Source organism: Stenotrophomonas sp. 1L-E-5-B-C3 (assembly GCF_057292075.1).
On sequence record NZ_JBXAWS010000009.1, the window covers coordinates 14228 to 36731 of the forward strand.

22 protein-coding genes are annotated in these 22504 nt (G+C 66.7%); 10 read left to right on the forward strand and 12 right to left on the reverse strand.

Going from position 1 to position 22504, the window contains the following annotated elements:
* Nucleotides 1-107: 107 nt before the first annotated feature.
* From prmA to fis, 3 genes are all read left to right on the forward strand, one after another.
* Entirely contained in the window at nt 108-1028 is a 921-nt protein-coding gene (gene prmA / locus AC0Z6F_RS13045; protein ID WP_012512271.1) for a 50S ribosomal protein L11 methyltransferase, read from the forward strand.
* Between the two features lie 42 nt (nt 1029-1070).
* Nucleotides 1071-1838: a DUF3426 domain-containing protein gene (locus AC0Z6F_RS13050; RefSeq protein WP_485618049.1), complete on the forward strand. Its 768-nt coding sequence runs from the start codon at nt 1071-1073 to the stop codon at nt 1836-1838.
* A gap of 115 nt (nt 1839-1953) precedes the next feature.
* Nucleotides 1954-2229, forward strand: coding sequence for a DNA-binding transcriptional regulator Fis (gene fis / locus AC0Z6F_RS13055; protein ID WP_006397198.1), 276 nt, complete (start codon nt 1954-1956; stop codon nt 2227-2229).
* A 128-nt stretch (nt 2230-2357) separates the two neighbouring features.
* On the opposite strand, the gene AC0Z6F_RS13060 is transcribed toward fis, so the two are convergent.
* From AC0Z6F_RS13060 to AC0Z6F_RS13090, 7 genes are read right to left on the reverse strand one after another with little or no spacing between them, the layout of a single operon-like run.
* Complete coding sequence (locus AC0Z6F_RS13060) at nt 2358-3353, reverse strand: phosphatidate cytidylyltransferase (protein WP_012512273.1); 996 nt, start codon at nt 3351-3353, stop codon at nt 2358-2360.
* Nucleotides 3350-3979, reverse strand: a complete 630-nt coding sequence (locus AC0Z6F_RS13065) for a lysophospholipid acyltransferase family protein (protein WP_100470161.1) — start codon at nt 3977-3979, stop codon at nt 3350-3352. Before AC0Z6F_RS13065 ends, AC0Z6F_RS13060 begins: the two co-directional genes overlap by 4 nt.
* Nucleotides 3980-3991: 12 nt before the next feature.
* The gene (locus AC0Z6F_RS13070) at nt 3992-4429 is read right to left on the reverse strand and encodes a hypothetical protein (RefSeq protein ID WP_006397202.1); all 438 of its coding nucleotides are present in this window, start codon (nt 4427-4429) and stop codon (nt 3992-3994) included.
* Nucleotides 4426-5760: a phosphatase PAP2/dual specificity phosphatase family protein gene (locus AC0Z6F_RS13075; RefSeq protein WP_100469727.1), complete on the reverse strand. Its 1335-nt coding sequence runs from the start codon at nt 5758-5760 to the stop codon at nt 4426-4428. The genes AC0Z6F_RS13070 and AC0Z6F_RS13075 overlap by 4 nt, the downstream gene beginning before the upstream one ends.
* Nucleotides 5760-7511 (reverse strand): bifunctional alpha/beta hydrolase/class I SAM-dependent methyltransferase, encoded by a 1752-nt coding sequence (locus AC0Z6F_RS13080; protein WP_100469730.1) that lies wholly within the window; start codon nt 7509-7511, stop codon nt 5760-5762. The genes AC0Z6F_RS13075 and AC0Z6F_RS13080 overlap by 1 nt, the downstream gene beginning before the upstream one ends.
* 34 nt (nt 7512-7545) lie before the next feature.
* Nucleotides 7546-8163, reverse strand: a complete 618-nt coding sequence (locus tag AC0Z6F_RS13085) for a CDP-alcohol phosphatidyltransferase family protein (RefSeq protein ID WP_100469733.1) — start codon at nt 8161-8163, stop codon at nt 7546-7548.
* Nucleotides 8164-8209: 46 nt separating this feature from the next.
* Nucleotides 8210-8833 (reverse strand): hypothetical protein, encoded by a 624-nt coding sequence (locus AC0Z6F_RS13090; RefSeq protein WP_065723559.1) that lies wholly within the window; start codon nt 8831-8833, stop codon nt 8210-8212.
* A 184-nt stretch (nt 8834-9017) separates the two neighbouring features.
* On the opposite strand from AC0Z6F_RS13090, the gene purH reads away from it, so the two are divergent.
* The 4 genes from purH to purD are packed head-to-tail and all read left to right on the forward strand — an operon-like array spanning nt 9018 to nt 13888.
* Nucleotides 9018-10601 carry a bifunctional phosphoribosylaminoimidazolecarboxamide formyltransferase/IMP cyclohydrolase gene (purH, locus tag AC0Z6F_RS13095; protein WP_012512279.1) on the forward strand — a complete coding sequence of 528 codons (1584 nt, stop codon included), beginning with the start codon at nt 9018-9020 and terminating at the stop codon, nt 10599-10601.
* A gap of 16 nt (nt 10602-10617) precedes the next feature.
* Nucleotides 10618-11496 (forward strand): hypothetical protein, encoded by an 879-nt coding sequence (locus tag AC0Z6F_RS13100; RefSeq protein ID WP_071229356.1) that lies wholly within the window; start codon nt 10618-10620, stop codon nt 11494-11496.
* Between the two features lie 14 nt (nt 11497-11510).
* The gene (rhuM, locus tag AC0Z6F_RS13105; protein ID WP_006397453.1) at nt 11511-12542 is read left to right on the forward strand and encodes a RhuM family protein; all 1032 of its coding nucleotides are present in this window, start codon (nt 11511-11513) and stop codon (nt 12540-12542) included.
* Between the two features lie 59 nt (nt 12543-12601).
* Nucleotides 12602-13888 (forward strand): phosphoribosylamine--glycine ligase, encoded by a 1287-nt coding sequence (purD, locus tag AC0Z6F_RS13110; protein ID WP_012512281.1) that lies wholly within the window; start codon nt 12602-12604, stop codon nt 13886-13888.
* A 498-nt stretch (nt 13889-14386) separates the two neighbouring features.
* Here the strand turns inward: purD and rpoH are convergent, their stop codons facing one another.
* Nucleotides 14387-15262, reverse strand: a complete 876-nt coding sequence (gene rpoH, locus AC0Z6F_RS13115; protein WP_006397457.1) for an RNA polymerase sigma factor RpoH — start codon at nt 15260-15262, stop codon at nt 14387-14389.
* A gap of 357 nt (nt 15263-15619) precedes the next feature.
* On the opposite strand from rpoH, the gene AC0Z6F_RS13120 reads away from it, so the two are divergent.
* The 3 genes from AC0Z6F_RS13120 to AC0Z6F_RS13130 all read left to right on the forward strand — a co-directional run bounded on the left by AC0Z6F_RS13120 (nt 15620) and on the right by AC0Z6F_RS13130 (nt 19189).
* Complete coding sequence (locus AC0Z6F_RS13120; RefSeq protein ID WP_012512282.1) at nt 15620-16012, forward strand: BlaI/MecI/CopY family transcriptional regulator; 393 nt, start codon at nt 15620-15622, stop codon at nt 16010-16012.
* Nucleotides 16009-17538, forward strand: coding sequence for a M56 family metallopeptidase (locus AC0Z6F_RS13125; RefSeq protein ID WP_012512283.1), 1530 nt, complete (start codon nt 16009-16011; stop codon nt 17536-17538). The genes AC0Z6F_RS13120 and AC0Z6F_RS13125 overlap by 4 nt, the downstream gene beginning before the upstream one ends.
* Nucleotides 17539-17668: 130 nt before the next feature.
* Entirely contained in the window at nt 17669-19189 is a 1521-nt protein-coding gene (locus tag AC0Z6F_RS13130) for a serine hydrolase domain-containing protein (RefSeq protein WP_485618042.1), read from the forward strand.
* Nucleotides 19190-19241: 52 nt separating this feature from the next.
* On the opposite strand, the gene ung is transcribed toward AC0Z6F_RS13130, so the two are convergent.
* Genes ung through ftsE form a run of 4 tightly spaced genes read right to left on the reverse strand, consistent with a single transcriptional unit; the run spans nt 19242 to nt 22439 of the window.
* Entirely contained in the window at nt 19242-19955 is a 714-nt protein-coding gene (gene ung / locus AC0Z6F_RS13135) for a uracil-DNA glycosylase (RefSeq protein ID WP_485618040.1), read from the reverse strand.
* Nucleotides 19952-20794 (reverse strand): response regulator, encoded by an 843-nt coding sequence (locus AC0Z6F_RS13140; protein ID WP_448123484.1) that lies wholly within the window; start codon nt 20792-20794, stop codon nt 19952-19954. The genes ung and AC0Z6F_RS13140 overlap by 4 nt, the downstream gene beginning before the upstream one ends.
* A 7-nt stretch (nt 20795-20801) precedes the next feature.
* On the reverse strand, nt 20802-21749 hold the full coding sequence (gene ftsX / locus AC0Z6F_RS13145) for a permease-like cell division protein FtsX (RefSeq protein ID WP_100435345.1): 948 nt from the start codon (nt 21747-21749) through the stop codon (nt 20802-20804).
* 3 nt (nt 21750-21752) lie between these two features.
* Entirely contained in the window at nt 21753-22439 is a 687-nt protein-coding gene (ftsE, locus tag AC0Z6F_RS13150; RefSeq protein ID WP_019338976.1) for a cell division ATP-binding protein FtsE, read from the reverse strand.
* Nucleotides 22440-22504: the final 65 nt, after the last annotated feature.

The following is a 22504-nucleotide window of genomic DNA, read 5'->3' on the forward strand; positions in this document are numbered from 1 at the left end:
AGGCCTGTCTGAACCGGCGTCGTTCATCCCAGGTCGGCATCTCAGGCAATACGGAGACGCCCCGATGGTCTAGCATGGCCCCCTTTCCCGCGATTGCCCCCACTGCCATGCCGTTCCTGGAACTGACCCTGCGCTGCACCGAAGCGACCCAGCCCCGCTATGAAAACGCGCTGGAGGACGTCGGCGCACTGGCCGTGACCCTGCTTGATGCCGAGGCCGATACCAGCAACGAGCAGGCCATTCTCGAGCCGGGCGTGGGCGAAACGCCTCTGTGGGACACCCTGGTGCTGAGCGCGTTGTTCCCCGCCGACAGCAATGCGCTGTTGCTGCTGGCCGCACTGGAAGCATTCGATCCGGAACTGGACTGGAGCGGCGGCAGCTTCCGCGCGGTCGAGGACGAGGACTGGGAACGCGCCTGGCTGGACCAGTTCCAGCCGATGGATTTCGGCAGCCGGACCTGGATCGTGCCATGGAACCATGAACTTCCGGAGGCCGCGCAGGCCGCCGATGCCGCCGTGGTGCGACTGGATCCGGGCCTGGCGTTCGGTTCGGGCACCCACCCGACCACCGCGCTGTGCCTGCGCTGGCTGGACCAGTTGGCCGTGGATGGCCTGCTGCAGGGCCAGCGCGTGCTCGACTTCGGCTGTGGTTCGGGCATCCTCGCGCTGGCCGCACTGAAGCTGGGCGCGGCTGAGGCAATCGGCGTCGACAACGACCCGCAGGCACTGGTGGCGACCGCCGACAACGCCGAGCGCAATGGCGAACAGGCACGCATGCACGTGTACCTGCCACAGGACGAACCCGTCGCGACCTATCCGGTCGTGGTCGCCAACATTCTTGCCTCGGCGCTGGATGCGCTGGCCGAACTGCTGGCCGCGCGCGTCGCTGCCGGCGGTCGCATCGCCCTGTCGGGCATCCTGCACGGCCAGGAAGGCGAACTGCTGCAGCGCTATGCGCCGTGGTTCGACGACCTGCAGGCGACCCAGGATGGCGACTGGATGCGCATCACCGGCGTGCGCCGCGCCTGATCGTGGTTGAATGACCGCTGGATCCGAGCCCGCGCCCTGAGCATGTCCGAGCCGAACCCACCGCGCCGTCCGCTGGCCACCTTCCTGCGCCCCACGTCGGAAGGTGATGCCGCGCCTGCGACCGAAGCGCACACGCCGGACGCAGCCGCGCCGGTGCCCATTGCTGCAGCACCGGCTGAACCTATCGACCCTGTATCGCAACCGGCAGCGATGAAGCACCACCACGATGACACTGTCATTGCCGATGAGGCAGTGCGCATCGAGCCCGTACCGGCTGCGGTACAGGCAACCGCCGTTGCCAGCGACGCGCCCAGCTTCCTCGGTGCCGCACGCGCGCGCAGGCTGCCGACGACGCGCTGGCACTGGCTGCTGGTCGCCGGGCTGGCCCTGCTGCTGGTCCTGCAAAGCGTGCTTGCCGATCGCGCGCGACTGGCCGCCGACGCCGGCAATCGTGCGTGGCTCGGGGCGCTGTGTGGCGTCCTGCGCTGCACCCTGCCCGCCTGGCATGAACCGACCGCGTTCACCATGACCAGCCGCGAGATCCGGCCGCTGCCCAACCAGGCGGGTGTCCTGCAGGTGCAGGCCAGCATCCGCAACGATGCACGCTGGGCGCAGGCCTGGCCGGCACTGCGCCTGTCGCTGTCCGATGCGGATGGCCGGGTGATCGGCAGCGCAGTTTTCACGCCGGCGCAGTATCTGGGTGAAGACCCCGGTGCGGCCCTGCTGGAACCGGGACAGAGCGCGCGTATTGCCTTCCGTGTACAGGAGCCGGCTGCGTCCACCGTCGCATTCACCTTCGACTTCCTGTGACCAGGATGGACACGACTGGCCGTGGCAGGTCGGGCACGCTCGCGCTAGACTGACCGCCACCACCTCGTCCGGCCGCGCGCTCCGCGCGCACGGGCCAACCGAATCGGGAACCCCCTTGAACGCTGTCCTTTCTCGTCCTGACAACAGTCGTGGCGCTGCCCGGCCACCGCTGCGTGAACATGTCGCCCAGTCCGTGCGCCGTTACCTGCGTGACCTTGATGGCTGCGACGCGGACGATGTCTACGAGATCGTGCTGCGCGAGATGGAGATCCCGCTGTTCGTGGAAGTGCTCAACCACTGCGAAGGCAACCAGAGCCGGGCTGCAGCGATGCTGGGCATCCACCGCGCCACCCTGCGCAAGAAGCTGAAGGAATACGGCATCAGCGCGTAAGCGCGCACGAGGGTCGTGCCGGCCGCTGGCCGGCAACCCCATGAACGATGGCAGGATGTTGCAGTTGCCGGCCAGCGGCCGGCACTACCGGTAGATCCACGTCATGCGTGGATGACGGCCCAGCGGCATCACCCCCCCCCGCCCGCCTTCCAGTAGTACCGCACCACGTGGAAGAACACCGGCGCCGCGAAGCACACTGAATCCAGCCGGTCGAGCATGCCACCATGGCCCTCGATCATGTGGCCCCAGTCCTTGATGCCACGGTCGCGCTTGATTGCCGACATCACCAGGCCGCCCCAGAATCCCATCAGGTTGATCAGCAGCGACAGGCCGAACGCCTGCAGCGGCGTGAACGGGGTGATCCACCACAGCGCCGCGCCCAGCGCGCTGGCACTCAGCACGCCGCCCACGAAGCCCTCCACCGTCTTCGACGGCGACAGTTTCGGTGCAATCAGGCGCCTGCCCAGCAGCTTGCCCCAGATGTACTGCAGCACGTCCGAGGACTGCACCACGATCACCAGGAAGGCGAACAGCAGCACGTTGCGCGCCGGGTCGTAACCGGGCACACGCAGGTTCAGCAGCAACGGCACGTGCGAAATGCAGAACACGCAGATCATCAGGCCCCACTGCACCTTGGAGGTACGTTCCAGGTAGTGGGTGGTGTCGCCGCCGATGGTGGCCAGGATCGGCAGGAACAGGAACGCGTAGACCGGGATCAGCAGCGTGTACATGCCGTACCAGTCGATCCACACCAGGTAGTACTGCCACGGCAGCACGATGTAGAAGGCGGCAAGCAACGCGTAATAGTCACCTGACCGCGTGGGTGCCAGGGTAATGAACTCGCGCAGTGCGAACAGCGAGATGATCGCGAACAGCACGATCACCCCGGCACGCCCGAAGAACAGCGCCAGCCCGACCACGATCGCCATCACCCACCACGCGCGGATACGCGAGACCAGGTTGGCGATCACCGCGCTGGGCGCGCCGCGCTGGCGCCACCGCAATGTCTCGGCCACCAGCGTGGCCAACACCAGCACCGCACCGACGCCAGCGAACAGCAGACTGGTTTGCTGGCCGACGCTCTGCGTAGCCAGGTCACCAGACACATCGATCAGGAAGCTCATGCCTTGCCCCCGTTCGGCGCCAGGTCCAGCAGCGCCTGCCTGCTGCGTGCCAGGAAGGCGGCCTTGTCCTCATCGGCCCGCAGCCGTAGCGGCGTACCGAAGGTGGCCGTACACAGCAATGGCAGCGGCAGGAAACGGCCCTTGGGCATCACCCGCTTCAGGTTGTCGATCCACACCGGTACGAACTCCAGCTCCGGCCGTTGCCGTGCCAGGTGATAGATGCCGCTCTTGAACGGCAGCAGCGGCTCGTCGCCGATGTTGCGCGTACCTTCTGGAAACAGGATCAACGAACAGCCCTCGTCCACCGCATCACGCAGTACCTGCAGCGGATCCTGATGGCGGTTGCCCGCCTCGCGTTCCACCAGTACGCCATTGAACACCGCATCGATCAGGTACCTGCGCAGGCCATCGCGCTGCCAGTACTCGGCGGCAGCCACCGGCCGCACCTGCCGCCGCAGTGCCGGCGGCATCGACGACCAGATCAGCACGAAGTCGCCGTGGCTGGCATGGTTGCCGTAGTACACGCGATGCTCGCTGGACGGCGCACAGCCGACCCACAGCGCGCGTGCACCGGTCACCACATGGATGGCCGCACTGCAGGCCCGGGCGATCAACTCAGCAAACATCATCGTCTCCCCTCAGGTCTGCGGCCACAGCACGGCCAGCAGCAGCGCGGCAAACTGCAGCAGCGTTGCCGCGAACTGGCGTACCAGCAGACGGCGCATGCCCATCCAGCGTGCGTCCCAGCCGCGTAGCGGCGCCTGCGCGTCCAGCCTGCGCAGGCCGGCCGTGTGCAGCGCCTGATCCACCCGTTGCGCGGCCTGCTCACCCTGCAGCGCTTCCTGCTGCAACAGCCGCAACAGGCTGGCATCGAGCTGCACACGCACCGCGTAGTACGCCTGCAGTACGCCGGCAACCACACTCAGCAACAGCAGGCCGGCAGCGACCATCGCCAGCCCAGGCTCGATGCCCAACAGCAGAAGCGCCACCAGCAGCAGGCCCAGCGACAATGCCGCAGGCAGGCGTCCCTGGCGCAGCAGCAGGTGCATCATCGGCAGATCGGGTCCGGCACTCATGCTGTTCTCTCCTGCGTGGCGGCGGCCGCGATGGCCTGCAGATGAACCTCGTGCAGCACGATGGACGGCCGCGCCGCGCGCACCATCGCCACGGCATCGACCACGTTGCACGCACGACCACTGCGCAGCAACCAGGTCGCCACGCTGGCCGCACTGCGCGAATAACCCAACGCACAGCAGACCAGCACCGGCCCGTGCGTGCGCAGGCGCTCGATGGCATCGGCAGCGTCGCGCAGCTGCGCGGGGGTCGCCACCACCAGGTCCAGCATCGGCACGCTGGCATACGCTGCACCCGGCGCGCAGCAGGAAAGCTCGGCACAGGTATCGACCACGCCCCGCAGCGGCGCCGGCAGCGCGGTACACGGCAGGCGTCCCAGCCAGACCTCATCGGTCACCTGGACCGGCTGCGGCGCGCGTCGCGTCCACAGCCGTGAATTGATCCAGGCGGCGGCAAGATACGGCGCCAGCAACCAGCGCGCAGCCATCGTCAGCCGGCCATCGCTGCGCTTCTGGAAAACGGCCGTGCCCAGCCCCGCATAGGCCAGCGCGACCAGCAACAGTGACACTACCGGCCACAACAGCCAGAGCGCGGCACCGCGCAGCATCACCACCGGCACCAGCAGCAGGCCGGCGCCAATCGCGTAGAGCGCTGCCAATCGCCAACGCCGGGGGTCGCGAGCGGTCTGCCAGGCGCGCAGCGGCGGCGTGCCCTGCTCCGGCCACAGCCACACGCACAGCCAGCCGGCCAGCAGCCCGGTGGGAATATCGATGAAGTGATGCTGGAAGGTGGTCAGCACCGAGATGCCGATCAGCAGTGCCCAGACGTGCAGCACCCCGCGCCAGGCGCCATGCAGGTACTGCGCGAACTTCACCCACAGCACGATCAGCAGCACGATGTGCAGCGAGGGCGCCTGGTTGAACGGCTTGTCAAAGCCCAGCAGCACATCGAACAACCAGCCGAACACACCATCGATCTCGGGCCGCTGGAAGCTGAAGCGCAGCGGCCACAGCAGGAAGCAGGCCACGGCGATCAGCTGCGCACTGAGCAGGCGCAGCACATGCCGGTCCAGTTCAAGCCGGCGCCTGCACAGGAAGAACGAGACCGCATAGAACAGGTCGATCGACCAGTACGGCACGATCGTCCACGGCACGAACGGAATCTGCGTTTCCCAGCCGAACGCCATCACCGGCAGTTCGGCATGGCGCCCGGCCATCCAGTTGGCAAAACCATAGCTGGCGAAGAAGAACGGCCCCAGCAGGGCCAGCCACAGCAGGGCGCGTCGCCAGGGACGCGCCTCGCTGGCCAGTGGGGTCGCTGCCAGCGTCGCCATCACGCGACCCGGCGCGCCAGCGACACGGTGAAGATGCCGAAGTCGTCGATGCGCTGTGCAACCTTCTGGAAGCCGGCCAGGCGCACCAGCTCATCCATCTCGTGCTGGGTGCGACGGCGCATCACCCATGCCACGCCATCGCGATGGCTGGTCAGCGCGCGCGCGATGAACTCCAGCTGCGGATGCCACGGCTGGCCGGTGTAGGCCAGGTAGCCGCCGACCGGCACCGTCGCGGCAATCCCCTGCAGCGATCGCAGCACCGCATCGTTGTCCGGGAACAGTTCATACAGCCCAGACACCACCGCCAGCGTCGGTGCTGGATCGACCTTGGCCAGCTGCGCCGGATCGAACGCATCGCCCTGTTCGAAGCGGGCGATATCGGTCGCGCCGAGGCGTTCGATCAGCGCCCTGCCCTGGGTCACGTTCAGATCGCTGAAATCGCGCAGCACGATGCGGTCCGCACGCTGCTCGCCCGTTCCCAGCGCTTCCAGCACGTAGCGGCCATGACCAGCGGCCACGTCCAGCACGCGTACCGGCGCGCCCTGCCCGCGCAGGCGCTGGGCGGCATCGCGCAGCAGCTCCTGCAGGTGCTTGCCACGCACGCGGATGCCGCGCCAGCCGATCGCATCCAGGTAGTTGCGGTCGATCATGCGCCCCAGCGGGCCCTTGCCGCGTGCTTCGTCGCGGTAGATGTAGTCGAGCGTGCTGCCCGAATCGAAACCGGTCTCCAGGCCCAGCGCGATGCCTTCAGACAGCGTGCCACCGAAGCGCAGGCCGCCGCGCACCACACGCCAGCGCAGGTCGGCCAGGCTGTTGCGCTCTGGCGGCCAGGCCAGGATCTCCGATTCCTCGAAGGTCGGCCCATGCCGGTGCGCGTCGCGCCGTGAAAGTTCGCGCGGCGGCTCGGCGAAGCGCGCCTGGATGAAGCTGCGGATGCGCGCCAGCGCCGGTGCACGGTCGCGCTCGCCCAAGGTGTCGTGGAAGAAGCCGGGCAGGTGCACGCGCTCCTTGATCGGGCTGGACAGGCGCTCGTAGAAGCGATCCTGCGGGCCGCGATGGACCACGAAGTCAGAGCCGGACACCAGCAGTTGCACCGGCACGCTGATCGCTTGTGCGTCGGCGACGATGCGGTCGGCGGCTTCATACAGGCCCAGCAGCACACGCACCGAGATCGGCCGGGTGATCAGCGGATCGGTGCGGTAGCTTTCCACCCGTGCCGGATCGTGCGTGAGCCACTGCGGCTTGACGTAGCTGTTGACGAAGAAGTTGCCGCGCAGCTTCTGCATCAGCGTCAGCCCAGCACGAGCGAACGGCACGTACAGCTTCACCTTGAACGCCGGCGATGCCATCACCAGCGCACGCAGGCGCGGTGCGTAATCGTGCACCCAGGTCGCGGCGACCACCGCACCCACGCTCTGCGCGATCACCACGATGTCTTCCACCGCGATGCCGTGCTCAGCGCCGATGTGGGCAATGAAGCTGTCCAGATCACGCACCAGCGCCGGGAAGCCCGGTGCATCGCCACGCGCGCCGGGCGAACGGCCATTACCGCGTGCATCCCAGGCGAAGAAGGCGGTGTCGGGCAGATCCAGCTCATCGACCAGGTGGGTGACCCGCCCGGAGTGCTCGTGGCCGCGGTGCAGCAGCACGATGGCCTTGGTGGCCGGCGTTGCAGTGGTGCCCGCCCAGTACCGGTAGAACAGCGGTACCTGGTCGAAGCTGTGGAATTCCCGTTCCTGCGCCTGACGCATGCAATCTCCTGATTGTCTTCTTGTATCTGCTTGATTAGTTCGGCGAAACCGCCGCTTCCCGCAGTCCGCGACGGACGCGATTGATCATCGTCAGCACGCACAGCACCGCCATGGCCGCGGCCACGCCAGTGACCGTCGTCGCGCCAACCCACTCAAACGCCAGCAGCAGGCCCAGCACGCCGATGACGAACGCGCGGTCGCTCTTGCCCATCGGGCCGTCATAGCGGCGGTTGGCACCGACCATCAGCCCCAGCACGCCGGCGTACTCGCTCAGGGCCGCCGTCCAGGCCAGCAGCCACAGCGCTTCCGGGCGCACGCCCGGCACGCTGAGCAGGCTCAGGTACAGCGCCGCGTCGGCGATAACGTCACACAGCTCGTTCAGATAGGCGCCCAGCCGCGACTGCTGGCCGAACTCGCGGGCCAGCATGCCATCCACGGCGTTGAGTGCCATGCGCAGGAGCATCCACAGCGGCAGCAGCAGGTACAGCAGGGGCTGGGCCGGCGCGCAGCACCACACGGCGGCAGCCACCAGCAGCGAGACCACGGCGGCGGCCACGGTCACCGTATTGGCGGTGATCCCCATGCGGTACAAACCGCGTACGGCTGGACGCAACAGGTCCTGGAAACGTCCTTTCAATGCATAGATCGACATGATCCGTACCCGCTGATCCTTGGCAGTGCGGGCACAGCCTACCCCATCAAATACGGGTACCGGCAAGTTCCGCCGGGCCCAGCCAGTCCTGCCATGGCAGCTGCGGATCAATATGGCAGCGCGACCAGACCGCGTCATGGCTGCGCTGCATGGCATTGCGCACCGCCTGCACGGCCCGCTCCCGCGCCCCAACATCGGCGAACCCCGCCTGCAGCGCCAGCAGCCGGTACACACCGCCGGGCGAGCGCTGGAAGTGGATGATGCCGCCGGCAGGCAGCACGATGGCGCCCTCATCCAGGCCATCGGCGTACAGATACAGCTCGAACGGGTCCAGCCAGCACTGCGCGTGCATTGCCTGCAGCAGTTCGGCCACGCTCGGCGCGCGCCGGTAGGGCGCGATGGCATCGCCATACCAGCACTTGTTGTCGTCCAGGTAGACCTTGAACTCCAGCCGCCGCCAGCGCCGGCGTTCACGGCGCTGCACGTCCCAGGACAGGATCTCAGCCTGCTCACCCCAGCGCTCGGCGGCTTCAGCCTGCAGCGTCGGTACATCGGCCGAGCCGCACCAGCCCGCGACCTGGCCACAACGCGCGTGGCGCACATAGCGGGCCAGGAACAGCAGCGCCCCTTCGGCATCGAGGGCGGCCTGCAGGCGCTTGGCGACGGTCATGGGACGGCATCCTGCACACGGGGACAGGCGGCACCGTGCCGTGCCCGGCGGTGGCTGACAAGCCCGCGAATCGTGCCCATCACGGTCAAGCCGGCCTTGAACGCGGCGAATCTGCTCCTGCGGCGCCCGCCACCGGCCCCCACCGCCTACAATATCGGCCCCGCTCCGCTGCCGATTCTGTCCCATGACTGCTGATCTGTTGCCCGTCCGCCGGGCCCTCCTCTCCGTTTCCGACAAGACCGGTCTGGTCGAGCTGGCCACTGCGCTGGCGGCACGCGGCGTGGAGCTGCTGTCCACCGGCGGCACCGCCAAGGCGATCCGCGATGCCGGCCTGGCCGTGAAGGACGTGGCCGACGTCACCGGCTTCCCGGAAATGATGGACGGCCGGGTCAAGACCCTGCACCCGATGGTGCATGGCGGCCTGCTGGGCCGTTCGGGCCTGGATGATGCGGTCATGGCCGAGCACGGCATCGGTGCCATCGACCTGCTGGTGCTGAACCTGTACCCGTTCGAGTCGGTCACCGCCAAGGCCGACTGCAGCCTGGCCGACGCGGTCGAGAACATCGACATCGGCGGCCCGGCCATGCTGCGTTCGGCGGCCAAGAACTTCGCCCGCGTGGCAGTGGCCACCGACCCGTCGCAGTACGCCGAACTGCTGGCCTCGCTGGAGGCCAACAACGGCCAGCTGACGGCCGCCACCCGCTTCGCGTTCTCGGTGGCCGCGTTCAACCGCGTCGCCCAGTACGACGCCGCGATCAGCAACTACCTGTCGGCGGTCACCGCTACTGACACGGCGGTGCCGGTGCGTGCCGAGTACCCGGCACAGATGAATTCCACCTTCGTGAAGGTGATGGACCTGCGCTACGGCGAAAACCCGCACCAGAGCGGCGCGTTCTACCGCGACCTGTACCCGGTGCCGGGCACGCTGGCCACCTTCCAGCAGCTGCAGGGCAAGGAGCTGAGCTACAACAACCTGGCCGATGCCGATGCGGCGTGGGAATGCGTGCGCCAGTTCGACGCGCCGGCCTGTGTCATCGTCAAGCACGCCAACCCGTGCGGCGTGGCCGTCGGTGCCGGCAACGGCGATGCCTATGAGCTGGCCTACGCCACCGACCCCACCAGTGCCTTCGGTGGCATCATCGCCTTCAACAAGCCGCTGGATGCAGCCACCGCCAAGGTGATCCTGGACCGCCAGTTCGTCGAAGTGCTGATCGCTCCGGACTACGAGCCGGCCGCGCTGGAATACGCGCAGAAGAAGGCCAACGTGCGCGTGCTGCGCATCCCGCACGGCGACGGCCTGAACAACTTCGACAACAAGCGCGTGGGTTCCGGCCTGCTGCTGCAGTCCTCGGACAACCGCGGCATGACCCGCGACGAACTGAAGGTAGTCAGCAAGCTGGCACCGACCGACAAGCAGTTCACCGACCTGCTGTTTGCATGGAAGGTGGCCAAGTTCGTGAAGTCCAACGCGATCGTCTATGCCAAGGACAACCGCACCATTGGTGTCGGCGCCGGCCAGATGAGCCGCGTGTACTCGGCCCGCATCGCTGGCATCAAGGCCGCCGATGCGAACCTGGTGGTCGAGGGCTCGGTGATGGCCTCCGACGCGTTCTTCCCGTTCCGCGACGGCATCGATGCCGCTGCCGCCGCCGGCATCAAGGCGGTCATCCAGCCGGGCGGCTCGATGCGCGATGCCGAAGTGATCGCCGCCGCCGACGAACATGGCCTGGCCATGGTGTTCACCGGCGTGCGCCACTTCCGCCACTGATCCTGGAGCGACACGGATGTCCACAGTTTCAATGAAATCGCTGGCCGCCCTCGCCCTCGCGGGCGCGGCCATGCTGGCCGGCTGCAAGCCTGCTGTCGAGCCCAGCGCGAGCCCGAAGGCAGATGCGCCTGCGATGGCCCCCGCCTCACCGGCGCAGCATGTCAGCCGCACCGCACGACTGCAGGCTTTCCTGGTCCAGCGCTACGGCAGCAACGCCACGCTCTCCGCTGAATGGCGCGGCAGCTGGACCGACGATGGCGATACCCATGCGGTGGACTGGCAGGTCTGCGCGGAACAACCGGTGGTGAGCGGGGACAGCTGGCAGCAGTTGTTGGCCGTGTGCGGTGCGCTGGTCGATGGCGCGCACATCGACCCGGGAACCATCGAGTTCTTTGTGCTGCGCCCCAAGGGCGATGGCTTCGAGGTGACCAGCGAACTGACCGGCGAGCGCTTCGGTAGCGGCGGCCAGCCCGGCACCGCCAGCATCATCCGCGCCGGCAGTGACTTCTATGGTTTCCGCGTCGAGGACGGCTGGTTCGGGCAGGGCTTCTCGCTGCTCTCGCAGTCGCTGATCCTGCCGGGCCCGAACGGCCTGGTGGCCAGTGGCAGCGTGCGCAGCCATATCGACAATGACGCCCAGTACGAGTGCGACACGGTCGACGCCAGTACCGACCCGGACACCGCCAATGACTGCCGCACCCGCCGCTTCAGCATCGATTTCGCCCTGCGTTTCGACGACAGCGACCGCAGCGCGCGGGTCTGGCCGCTGCTGATCGACGAAACCGGCACCACCTGCGGTGGCAAGCAGGTCCGGCAACAACACCGCTTCACCCTGGACCCGAAGACCTGGGCCTATTCCTTCCCCGAATCGCTGCGACGCGAAGGCTGCGAGTGAGGTAATCGACCAGCATGAATAGCTTCCTCGGCGAACTGATCCTCTACCGCACCGACGACGGCCGGACGGAGGTCCACCTGCGCGCTGCGGAGGGGACGGTGTGGATGACCCAGGGCGAGATGGCCGAACTGTTTGATACGACCAAACAGAACATCAGCCTGCATGTGCGGAGAATCCTGGAGGAAGGCGAGCTTGCCGCCGATTCAGTTGTCAAGTTTGACTTGACTACTGCTGCCGATGGCAAGCGATACAGGACGCAGCTTTATCGACTTGAACTGATCCTGGCAGTCGGATTCCGGGTGCGGTCACCACGCGGTCGCCAGTTCCGACGCTGGGCAGGCTCAGCACTGGCCGAGTACCTGCTCAAGGGCTTCCTGCTCAACGATGAAAGGCTGAAGGATGCCGAGCGCGCTGACTACTTCAAGGAACTGCTGCGTCGCATCCGCGATATCCGCAGCTCCGAGAAGCGCTTCTACCAGACGCTGCGCGACCTGTTCAAAGCTACCAGCAGCGACTATGACGGTACGGCACAGACGGCCAAAGCGTTCTTCGCCACGATCCAGAACAAGCTTGTCTACGCTGTCACCGGTCGCACCGCCGCGCAGTTGATCGTCGAACGTGCCGATCCGGACTCGGCGACCCTCGGCCTGACCCACTGGAGTGGTGACCGCATCAGGAAGTCCGATGCCTTGGTCTCCAAGAACTATCTGGCGCAACCAGAGCTGGAACAACTCAACCGCTTGGTAACCATGTTCCTGGATTTCGCCGAGGACCGCGCCGAGCGTCGCGTCGAGATGCGGATGTCGGACTGGATTGCTCAGACGGATCGGTTCCTGGACTTCAATGAGCGCGCGATTCTGGAGGGCGCGGGGCAGGTCTCGCACCAACAGATGGCGACAGTCATTGCCGAGCGCTACCGCCAGTTCGACGAACAGCGCCGCAGTGGTGACCGAATCGTGTCCGAGCAGGAAGTAGATGAGGATCTCCGCCAGCTCGAAGCAGAAGCAAAAGCACTCATCGCTGCAGCACCGAAGCGCGAGGATTGAGCAGTACCCCTCCCCCACCACCGTTTTCCTTCCTGATTCCCAGTTCGGATACTTCCCAAATGAAGAAGATTCTTGTCATCGGCTCTGGCGGCCGCGAACACGCCCTGGCATGGAAGCTGGCCCAGTCCTCCCGTGTCACCGAAGTGATCGTGGCGCCCGGCAACGCCGGCACCGCCAGCGAAGACAAGTGCCGCAACGCGGCAGTGAAGGTGACCGATATCGACGGCCTGCTGGCGTTGGCGCAGGCCGAAGGCGTAGCGCTGACCGTGGTCGGCCCGGAAGTGCCGCTGGTGGCCGGCGTGGTCGACCGCTTCCGCGCTGCCGGCCTGCGCATCTTCGGGCCGACGGCTGCCGCCGCGCAGCTGGAAGGCAGCAAGGCCTACGCCAAGGACTTCCTGGCCCGCCACAACATCCCCACCGCGTTCTACGCCGTGCATACCGAGGTAGACGCCGCGCTGGCCTACATCCGCGAGAAGGGCGCACCGATCGTGGTCAAGGCCGATGGCCTTGCCGCTGGCAAGGGCGTGATCGTCGCAATGACCCTGGCCGAAGCCGAAGACGCGGTGCGTGACATGCTCTCCGGCAACGCGTTCGGCGATGCCGGTGCACGCGTGGTCATCGAGGAATTCCTCGACGGCGAGGAAGCCAGCTTCATTTCGATGGTAGACGGCGTGCATGCGCTGCCGATGGCCACCTCGCAGGACCACAAGCGCGTTGGCGACGGCGATACCGGCCCGAACACCGGCGGCATGGGCGCGTACTCGCCGGCCCCGGTGGTCACGCCGGAAGTGCACGCTCGCGTGATGCGCGAGGTGGTGAACCCGACCGTGCGGGGCATGATTGCCGACGGTATCCCGTTCACCGGTTTCCTCTACGCCGGCCTGATGATCGATGCCAGCGGCGCGCCGAAGGTGATCGAATTCAACGTGCGCTTCGGCGACCCGGAAACCCAGCCGGTGATGCTGCGCCTGCAGTCGGATCTGGTGGAGCTGGTGGAAGCCGCCATCGATGGCCGGCTGGACCAGGTGGAAGCGCAGTGGGACCCGCGGCCGTCGCTCGGCGTGGTGCTGGCGGCCAGCCCATACCCGGAGTCGCCGATCACCGGTGATGTGATCTCCGGCCTGGACGACGTACCTGCCAGTGCCAAGGTGTTCCATGCCGGTACCACGCTGGACGCGCAGGGCCACGTAGTCAGTGCGGGCGGTCGCGTGCTGTGCGTGGCCGCACTGGGCAACAGCGTGCGCGATGCGCAGGCCAACGCCTATGCCGGCGTGGCCAAGGTCAGCTGGGCCAACGAATTCCACCGCAACGACATCGGTTGGCGCGCGATCGCACGCGAGGGGTGAGGCCGGCATCAGGTTATCCACGCTTGGCGTGGATGGAGGCCCGGCCTTGCCGGGCCTCCTCCCGAATCACTGTCGTTGTGTTCAATCAGGTCGCGCCGTGGACGGCCGCGATTTCCTTGCCCGCGAACTGTCGCACTCGGATCACGCCCAAGACAAAGCGCCTCGTAGATCTTCAAACGAGGCGTATCGATGACGCCATGACCGTGCAGGCTCACAGCAGCGTCGTATATCGCCTCCAGTAGTGTTTCTTTTGCACGCGTTCCCTTCGGAGCCATGATGAGTGCACACCTTCTGCGCCGTTTCGCATATCCCAGCAGAATCAGCTCGTCAGTTCGATAGCTGATCGCGTCAGACCATGGCTGCACTGCAGCCACGCATGGCGTGGATCTACTGGTTCTGAATAGCTGGGGTAGATCCACGCCACGCGTGGATTGAACACCCAAAAAAGAAAAGGCCCGGCAGTGCCGGGCCCTTTCATTGCTTCAACGCCAACCCGCCTTACGCGGTGAACAGCGCCTTCATCTTCTTCAGCGCATTGGCTTCAACCTGGCGGATACGCTCGGCCGACACGCCGTACTCGTCGGCCAGCTCCTGCAGCGTCACCTTGCTGTCGGCATCCAGCCAGCGGCGGCGGATGATGTCACGCGAACGCGCATCCAGCTCGGCCAAGCCTTCGCGCAGCAGCTGCATCTGGTTGTCTTCGCTGTCGGCACGCTCGTAGGCCATCGACGGGTCTTCGTCATTGGCCACGAGATAAGCGGCCGGCGACGGCGGCGCGTGCTCGTTGTCCTCATCGGTCGGCGCATCGAAACCGATATCGCGACCGGACAGGCGCGACTCCATTTCCATGACCTCGCGCTCGGACACGTTCAGATCCTTGGCCACCGCGCTGACTTCGGCCGCGTTCATCCAGCCCAGGCGCGTCTTCGACTTGCGCAGGTTGAAGAACAGCTTGCGCTGCGCCTTGGTCGTGGCGACCTTGACGATGCGCCAGTTCTTCAGGATGAACTCGTGCATCTCGGCACGGATCCAGTGCACCGCGAAGGAGACCAGGCGCACGCCCATTTCCGGGTCGAAGCGCTTGACCGCCTTCATCAGGCCGATGTTGCCTTCCTGGATCAGGTCGCCCAGGGCAAGGCCGTAGCCGTTGTAGCCGCGGGCCACGTGCACCACGAAGCGCAGGTGCGAATGCACCAGCTCGCGGGCGGCGTCCAGATCGTTGCCGTCGCGGAAGCGACGGGCCAGGTCCTGTTCGTCATCGACCGACAACACCGGGATCTGGTGCACGGCACCGATGTAGGCGTCCAGCGAACCGAGCGCACTGGGAATCGGGAGATTGTTTGCCACAAGGGCAGTAGAGGTGTTCTGGCTCATAGGCACCCATCTTAGCAGTCCGGGATTTGGACTGCTAAAGGAGGAAAAAGTTCCAGCATCCTATTGATGCAACACTGGTCCCAAACAGAGCCCTACCGTAGCGCGATTTGATGACAGTGGCGAGCACGCTTTTCGGGATTCACAATCCCTTGGAATTCAATCAATTACCCACCGGAAACCGGCGATTTCCGGTCAAGCGGAGCTGAACGGGCCGTCCTGGAGGTCCATTCAGGCCAGGAGACGTTGCCCGGTGTTCAGGCCCGAGGGCTGAGGGTCGTCCCTTTACTACTAAGAAACCCGTTGACAGCCACCCGGCGACATGCTCCGATGCATCAACTAATTCATACGTAGAAGCGCATGGCCCGCCCTGTCTCGCAGAATCCCACTCCCGCCGAGCAGGCCATCCTGGACATCCTCTGGGACAAGGGCGAAGCGTCCGTGCGCGATGTGGCGGATGTGCTCGGCCAACAAAAGCCGGTCGCGTACACCACGGTGCTGACCATGTTCAACGTGCTGGCGAAGAAAGGCTTTGTCAGCCATCGCCAGGAAGGTCGCGCCTACATCTATCACGCCACGCTCAGCCGCGAACAGGCCCGCCGGCAAGCGCTTGACCATCTTCTGCATCAGTTCTTCGACGGCTCACCGAACGTGCTGGCACAACACTTGGTGGACGAACGCGAAATCGACCGCAATGAACTGCAGGCACTGCAGCAGCGCGTCAGCGATGCCAGGGCCGGGAGGAAGGAATGAACCTCATCGACCTGGCAATGGCATTGGGCGTACGACAGTTGCTGTTGTCCACAATTGTGCTGCTGCCCGCGCTGTGGCTGGCACGGCGGCAGGCCCTCAGTGCCGAACAACGCTCCTGGCTGCTGACCGCAGCGATGGCAGCGGCCCTGCTGTTGCCACTCAGCGCGTTCCTGCCGGGCTGGTCGACCACCCTGCCCGCACCGGCACCGCCCGCAGCCGCGTTCCACCCCATGCCCGGCGAAGGGGCAACGGCGGAAGAAGCCATCTTCGAAGCCGGACGACAGCCCGACATCTACTACGTCGAACTGCCGAAAACCCTGCCGACACTGCTTGCACTGCTGTGGCTGCTGGGCACCCTGTGGCTGGGCATGCGCCTGCTGGACGCGATGCTGCACGCACGCCGGCTGCGGCGGCTGGCGCAACCGGCGACCGCCGGACTGCGCGCGGTCCTGGCCGACATCGTGCCCGCCCACGTGATGATCGCCACCTGCGCCGTCGACGGGCCGATGGTCGTCGGCCTGTGGCACCCGCAGATCCTCCTGCCCCGTCCCTTGCTGGCACGCCTGGACAACAACGTGCTGCGCGACATCGTCCGCCACGAGGTTGCACACCTGCAACGGCGCGACCTGTGGACAAGCACGCTGCTGCGGGCGGGAACAGCGCTGTTCTGGTGGAATCCGCTCCTGCACCTTGCCCAGGCACGCCTGGCGGTACTGCGCGAGATGGCCTGTGATGCACGCGCTGCGATGCAGGCACGCGAACCGCTGGACTATGCAGGTTCGCTGCTGGCCAGCGTCGAACAGCTGCAGGCCCTGCGCGAGGAGGCGCCGACGCTTGCACTGGGTATGTTCAGTGCGCGCAGCCAGCTGGCGCAGCGCATTGATCAGCTGGTGGACGCCGGGCCACCCACACCCCGGCACCGCAGCCTGTTGGTGCTGGGCCTGCTGCTTCTGCTGGCCTGCACCGGCACCGCCGTGGCTATCTCACCACGGCTCGCCCCATCACCGGCTGCGAGCGCCTCCGATACGCGCGTCATCAAGCTGTTCCAGGCCGCCAGCACGCATGACGTCGCGCAGGTCCGTCTGTTGGCGGCGGCCGGCGTCGATCTTGATGCACGCGTGCTCGGTGATGGCACGGCGCTGATCCAGGCCATCCGTGCACGCGATCCGGCGATGGTCGACACGCTGCTGCAACTGGGCGCCGACCCTGATCGTGCCGCACTGGGCGAAGGCAATCCGTTGATCGTCGCTTCCGCGCTGGGCCTGCAACCCATCGTCGAGCAACTTGTGCAGGCTGGTGCCGACGTCAACCGGGTCGTGACCTATGACGAGACGCCACTGATAAATGCCTCGCGCGAAGGGCACCTGGTCACCGTGCAGTTCCTGCTCGCGCACGGCGCCGACATCAACCTGGGCGTGGAAGCCGACGGCTGGCTGGGGCGCTGGCGGACACCGCTGAACCAGGCTGGCAACGCGGCCGTGCGCGATTACCTGCTGGCGCAGGGCGCCCGCCGCGAACGACGCTGACGCCTCCGCCGCATCGCCTCCTGCGCTGCGGCGGTAACCCGTTCCACCCGCAACGACCGGACGCGACAGGCGTGCGTGGCAACGCGTGCGCCGATCCCGCCCCTCTTCCACTCCTGCAAGGATGTCGATGATGAACCGCCTGTTGCTGTGTTCACTGCTGGTCTGCCTGACCCCGTTCCACGTGATGGCCACTGACGCCAGCGCTGAAGACGCTGCGCGCTTTGCCCAGGCTATGGCCCATGGCCTGCGCCCCAGCACCGCGCAGCTGGGCGCCGCGCTGCCGCAGTGGTCGATCGAAGAACGCCTGACCCACTACAAGGTACCGGGTGCCGCCATTGCGGTGATCCGCGATGGCAAGGTGGTGTACGCCGCCGGATACGGCCTGCGCCAGGCCGGCACGCGCGACGCGGTGGATGCCGATACCGTGTTCTCGGTCGGCTCGGTCAGCAAAATGGGCACTGCGGCAACCACCCTGAAGCTGGTTGCTGCCGGCAAGGTCTCGCTGGAGGAGAACATCGACCATCGCCTGCGCCGCTGGCACCTGCCTGCCGATTCGCAGGGACAGCACCCGCCGATCAACCTGCGCATGCTGCTCTCGCACACTGCCGGCTTCAACGTGCATGGCTTCCAGGACTACCAGCCCGCCGAACGCCTTCCGACCTTGCTGCAGACACTGGATGGACTGGCGCCTGCAAAGAATGAGCCGGTACGCCTGATCCACGCACCCGGCCAGCAGGTCGACTATTCCGGTGGCGGCTACACGGTGGTGCAGCTGGCGATCGAAGATCTGACCGGCAGAGCATTCGCTGAGGTCGCACAACGCGAGGTTTTCTCGCCACTGGGCATGTCGCGCAGCACGTATCAGAATCCCTTGCCTGCCGGCTACGGCAACGTTGCCCATGCGCACGACAACAAGGGCCTGCCGGAGGCCCTGCCACGCGGCTGGCAGAGCTTTCCAGAACAGGCGGCGTCGGGGCTGTGGACCAGCGCCAATGACATGGGCCTGTTCGTCGCGGCCTTGCTGCGCAGCATCCGCACCAAGGATGGATGGCTGCCGCAGTCGTTGGCCCTGCAGATGGTCAGCGAAGTGGCCCCGGCCGGCCGGGGACTGGGGCCGGAGCTCGCCGGCTACGGCGCCGCCCGGCGCTTCTTCCATAACGGCAGCAACGACAGCTACCACGCCGGTATCGAGGGATATCCGGAAAGCGGCGACGGCTTCGTCATCCTGACCAATGGTGACAACGGGCCGGCGCTTCGCGCAGAAATCCGCAACGCCCTGTCCGATGTGCTCGGCCACAACGCCAAACCACTCATCCGCACATTGGACCCAGCGTTTCTGCGGGACAGCTATCCTCGCTTCAGCGGCCGGTTTGTCCTCGACGATGCGTTGCCGATGGATGTCCGCGGCGGACTGGCCGACTGGTTCGAGGCCCAGACGCTGGACGTGCAGGCGAATGAAGGTGGGCTGGAACTGCGCCTGCCAGGTCGAGACAAGGCCATCGCACTTCAGCCCGTGACGCCGGTGCGCTTCCTGGCCGGCAGCGCAGGTGCGGAACTGCTGTTCCATCGCGGAGGCGACGGTACGGTACAGGCCCTCAGCGTGCTGGCCGATGGTGCGCGTGCGTACTACCGCCGCGACAAAACCCACTGAATCTGCATCGCTCCTCCCTGTGGCATAGGCCGGGCGCGGGCCCGGCTTACGCTCAGAGCGCCGAACGCGGCGGCAGCGACCAGTCGATCGGGGCCTGCCCGCAGCGCTGCAGGTACTCGTTGGCCATCGAGAAATGGCGGCAGCCGAGGAAGCCGCGATGGGCCGACAGCGGCGACGGGTGCGGCGACTTCAGCACGCGATGGCGGCGGGTATCGATGACCTTGCCCTTCTGCTGCGCATAGGCGCCCCACAGCATGAACACCAGCCCTTCGCGCTCACGGTTGAGCACGTCCACCACGTGGTCGGTGAAGCCTTCCCAGCCGCGCCCCTGATGGGCGCCGGCCTTGCCCTCTTCCACCGTCAGCACGGCATTGAGCAGCAGTACGCCACGCTGCGCCCACGGAATCAGGCAGCCATGGTCCGGGCGCGGGATACCGAGATCGCTCTCGATCTCCTTGTAGATGTTCAGCAGCGACGGCGGCACCGGCACGCCCGGCGGCACCGAGAAGCTCAACCCATGGGCCTGGCCACGGCCGTGGTACGGGTCCTGGCCGAGGATGACCACCTTCGCCTGTTCGAACGGCGTGGCATCGAACGCGGCGAAGATCTGCGGGCCGGGCGGGAACACCGCCGCGCCACTGGCCTTGCGCTGGCGCAGGAAGCTGGACAGCTCGCGCATCTGCGGCTGCAGCAGGTAATCGCCGACATGCTGCTTCCAGCTCGGTTCCAGCTGGATCGTCGGGGTGTCGGCTACTTCATCCATCATCGAATCAGGGGTCCATCGTTCAATCGGGCCAGCCGCAGCTGGAACAGCACCTTGGTGACCAGCAGCCGTTCTTCGATCGGCTTGAGCACCAGGTCGTTGGCGCCGGACTGCAGCAGCCCGGTCTGGTTGTGCGGATTGCCATCGCCGGTCATCACCAGCACCGGCAGGCGGCGCTTGCCGTAGCCGAAGTCCACGCGCACGCGCTGCACCACGTCGCGGCCGCTCAGTTCACCCTTCAGGGTGACGTCGGTCAGCACCAGGTCGATGCGGTGGCGGCTGCGGCCCAGCGACTCGGCGGTGAGCAGGGTGAACGCCTCTTCGGCGCTGACCACGTGCAGCACATTCAACTGCTGGCGCTCCAGCATGCGCTTGGTGGCCTCGGCCACCACGCGGCTGTCCTCGATATAGAGGATGGTGGCGCCGGGAATGGTCTGCGGCTGCACATAGCCGCGGATGAAGGTCGCCAGTGCCTCATGGCCCAACGCCTTGTCGAAATAGTCGGTGACGTACTCGGTGAAGCGGCGCTGCTCCAGGTGCTGCTGGGCGTCGCCGGAGACCACGATCACCGGTACATAGGCCTGGCCAGCCGCTTCGCGGATCATCCGCGCCAATGCCAGGCCGTCGCCATCACGCAGGGTCAGCGAGGTGGTCACCAGGTCCACCGGACCCTGCGCCAGCGCCTGCTGCGATTCCTCGATGCTGTCGCAGCCGATCACCTCCACGCCGGGCAGGTCACGCCTCAGCACGTCGGCGATCAGCTTGCGTACCAGCTTCGAGCCATCGACCACCATCACCCGCGTCGCGGGCCCCTCAAGGTGCTTCAACGCTTGCGGTTGCATGCCGGCCTCAGGTGTCGGTCGGTCGGGTCTGGCGCAGGAAATGGCCGGTCACCAGCCACGCTCCCAGCCAGCCCAGCAGCAGCGTGCCGAGCAGGACCAGGCCGCCATGCAGCAGGTCCAGGCCGTGCAGCACGAACGGGCTGCCGTAGCTGCGCGAGAGTTCGGCCAGCGGCATGCGCAGCGCAGCACCGGCGGCGGCGATCAGGGCCAGCGCCACCGCGCCGGCGCCCAGGCCATACCAGGCGCCCAGGTACAGGAACGGACGGCGGATGAAGCCATCGCTGGCACCCAGCAGCTGCAGCACGCCGATCTCTTCACGGCGGGCCTGGATGTCCAGGCGCACGGTGTTGCCGACCACCAATGCGGCACCGACGCCAAGCAGTACCGACAGCACCTGCACCAGCCGCGCGCCAAAGGCGAGCCAGGCATCCAGGCGCTGGCGCCACAGCGCGTCGTGTTGCACCAGGTCGGCCTCGGGCAGGCTTTCCAGCGCGCGCGCCAGGCGCGCATCGTCCTTGCCCTGGCCGGGAGTGATCACCAGCAGCGACGGCAGCGGGTTGTCGTTGAGCGCATCGATCGCCTCGCCGAGGCCGGCATCGCGCAGTTCCTGCAGGCCCTGCTCGGGCGTACGCACAGCCACTTCGGCAACGTCGTCACGGTCGCGCAGCTGCCCGGCCAGGCGCAGCGCGCCGGGGCTATCGACATTGCCCTTCAGGAACACGTTGATGTCGCGCGACTGCTGCACGCTGCCGGCGAACTGCTTGAGGTTGTCCAGCGCGATCGACAGGCCCAGCGGCAGGGCCAGCGCCAGTGCCATGACCATCACCGTCAGCAGGGTCGCCCACGGCTTGCGGCAGGCGCGGCCGAGGCTGAACACCACGCTGTGCACGTGGTGCTGGAACCAGACACCCACGCGCGACGGGGCGGCGGCTTCGCTGTTTTCGTTCTTCGCCATCGATTACTCCGCCAGGTCCTGCGGCGAGATGTCATCCACCAGCCGGCCGTGGTCAAGGATCAGCACGCGCTTGCGCATGCGGCGCAGCAGCGGCAGGTCGTGGCTGACCACCAGCACGCTGGTGCCGCGCGCGGGCAGCTCGGCGAACAGCGCCATGATCTCCGCCGCCAGGGTCGGGTCGAGGTTGCCGGTCGGCTCGTCGGCCACCAGCAGCTTGGGTTCGCCGACGATGGCGCGGGCGATGCCGACGCGCTGCTGCTCGCCGGCGGACAGCTGCGAGGGCAGCGCCTTCTCGCGGTGTCCCAGGCCCATTCGTTCCAGTACCGAGCGCACCCGCTTGTTGATGTCGCCACGGCGGGTGCCGCGCAGGATCAGCGGCAGTGCCACGTTCTCGGCAATCGAGCGGTCCATCAGCAGGCGGTGGTCCTGGTAGACCGCGCCGACCGCGCGACGGTGGCGGGGCACATCGCCGCCGCGCACCTTCAGCAGGTTGCGCTCGTCGAACACCACCGCGCCACGGCTGGGCCGCTCGTCCAGGTGGATCAACTTGAGCAGGGTGCTCTTGCCCGCACCGGAATGGCCGGTGACGAACAGCATCTCGCCCGGCGCGACCTCGAAGCTGACATCGGTCAGCGCCTCGTGGCCACCGGCGTACTGTTTGCTGACATTGTCGAAGCGCAGGACACTCATGCCCCGATTATGCAGGAGCCGCGCGACGGATCGGTAGCGCCGGGCCATGCCCGGCGGATTTTTCG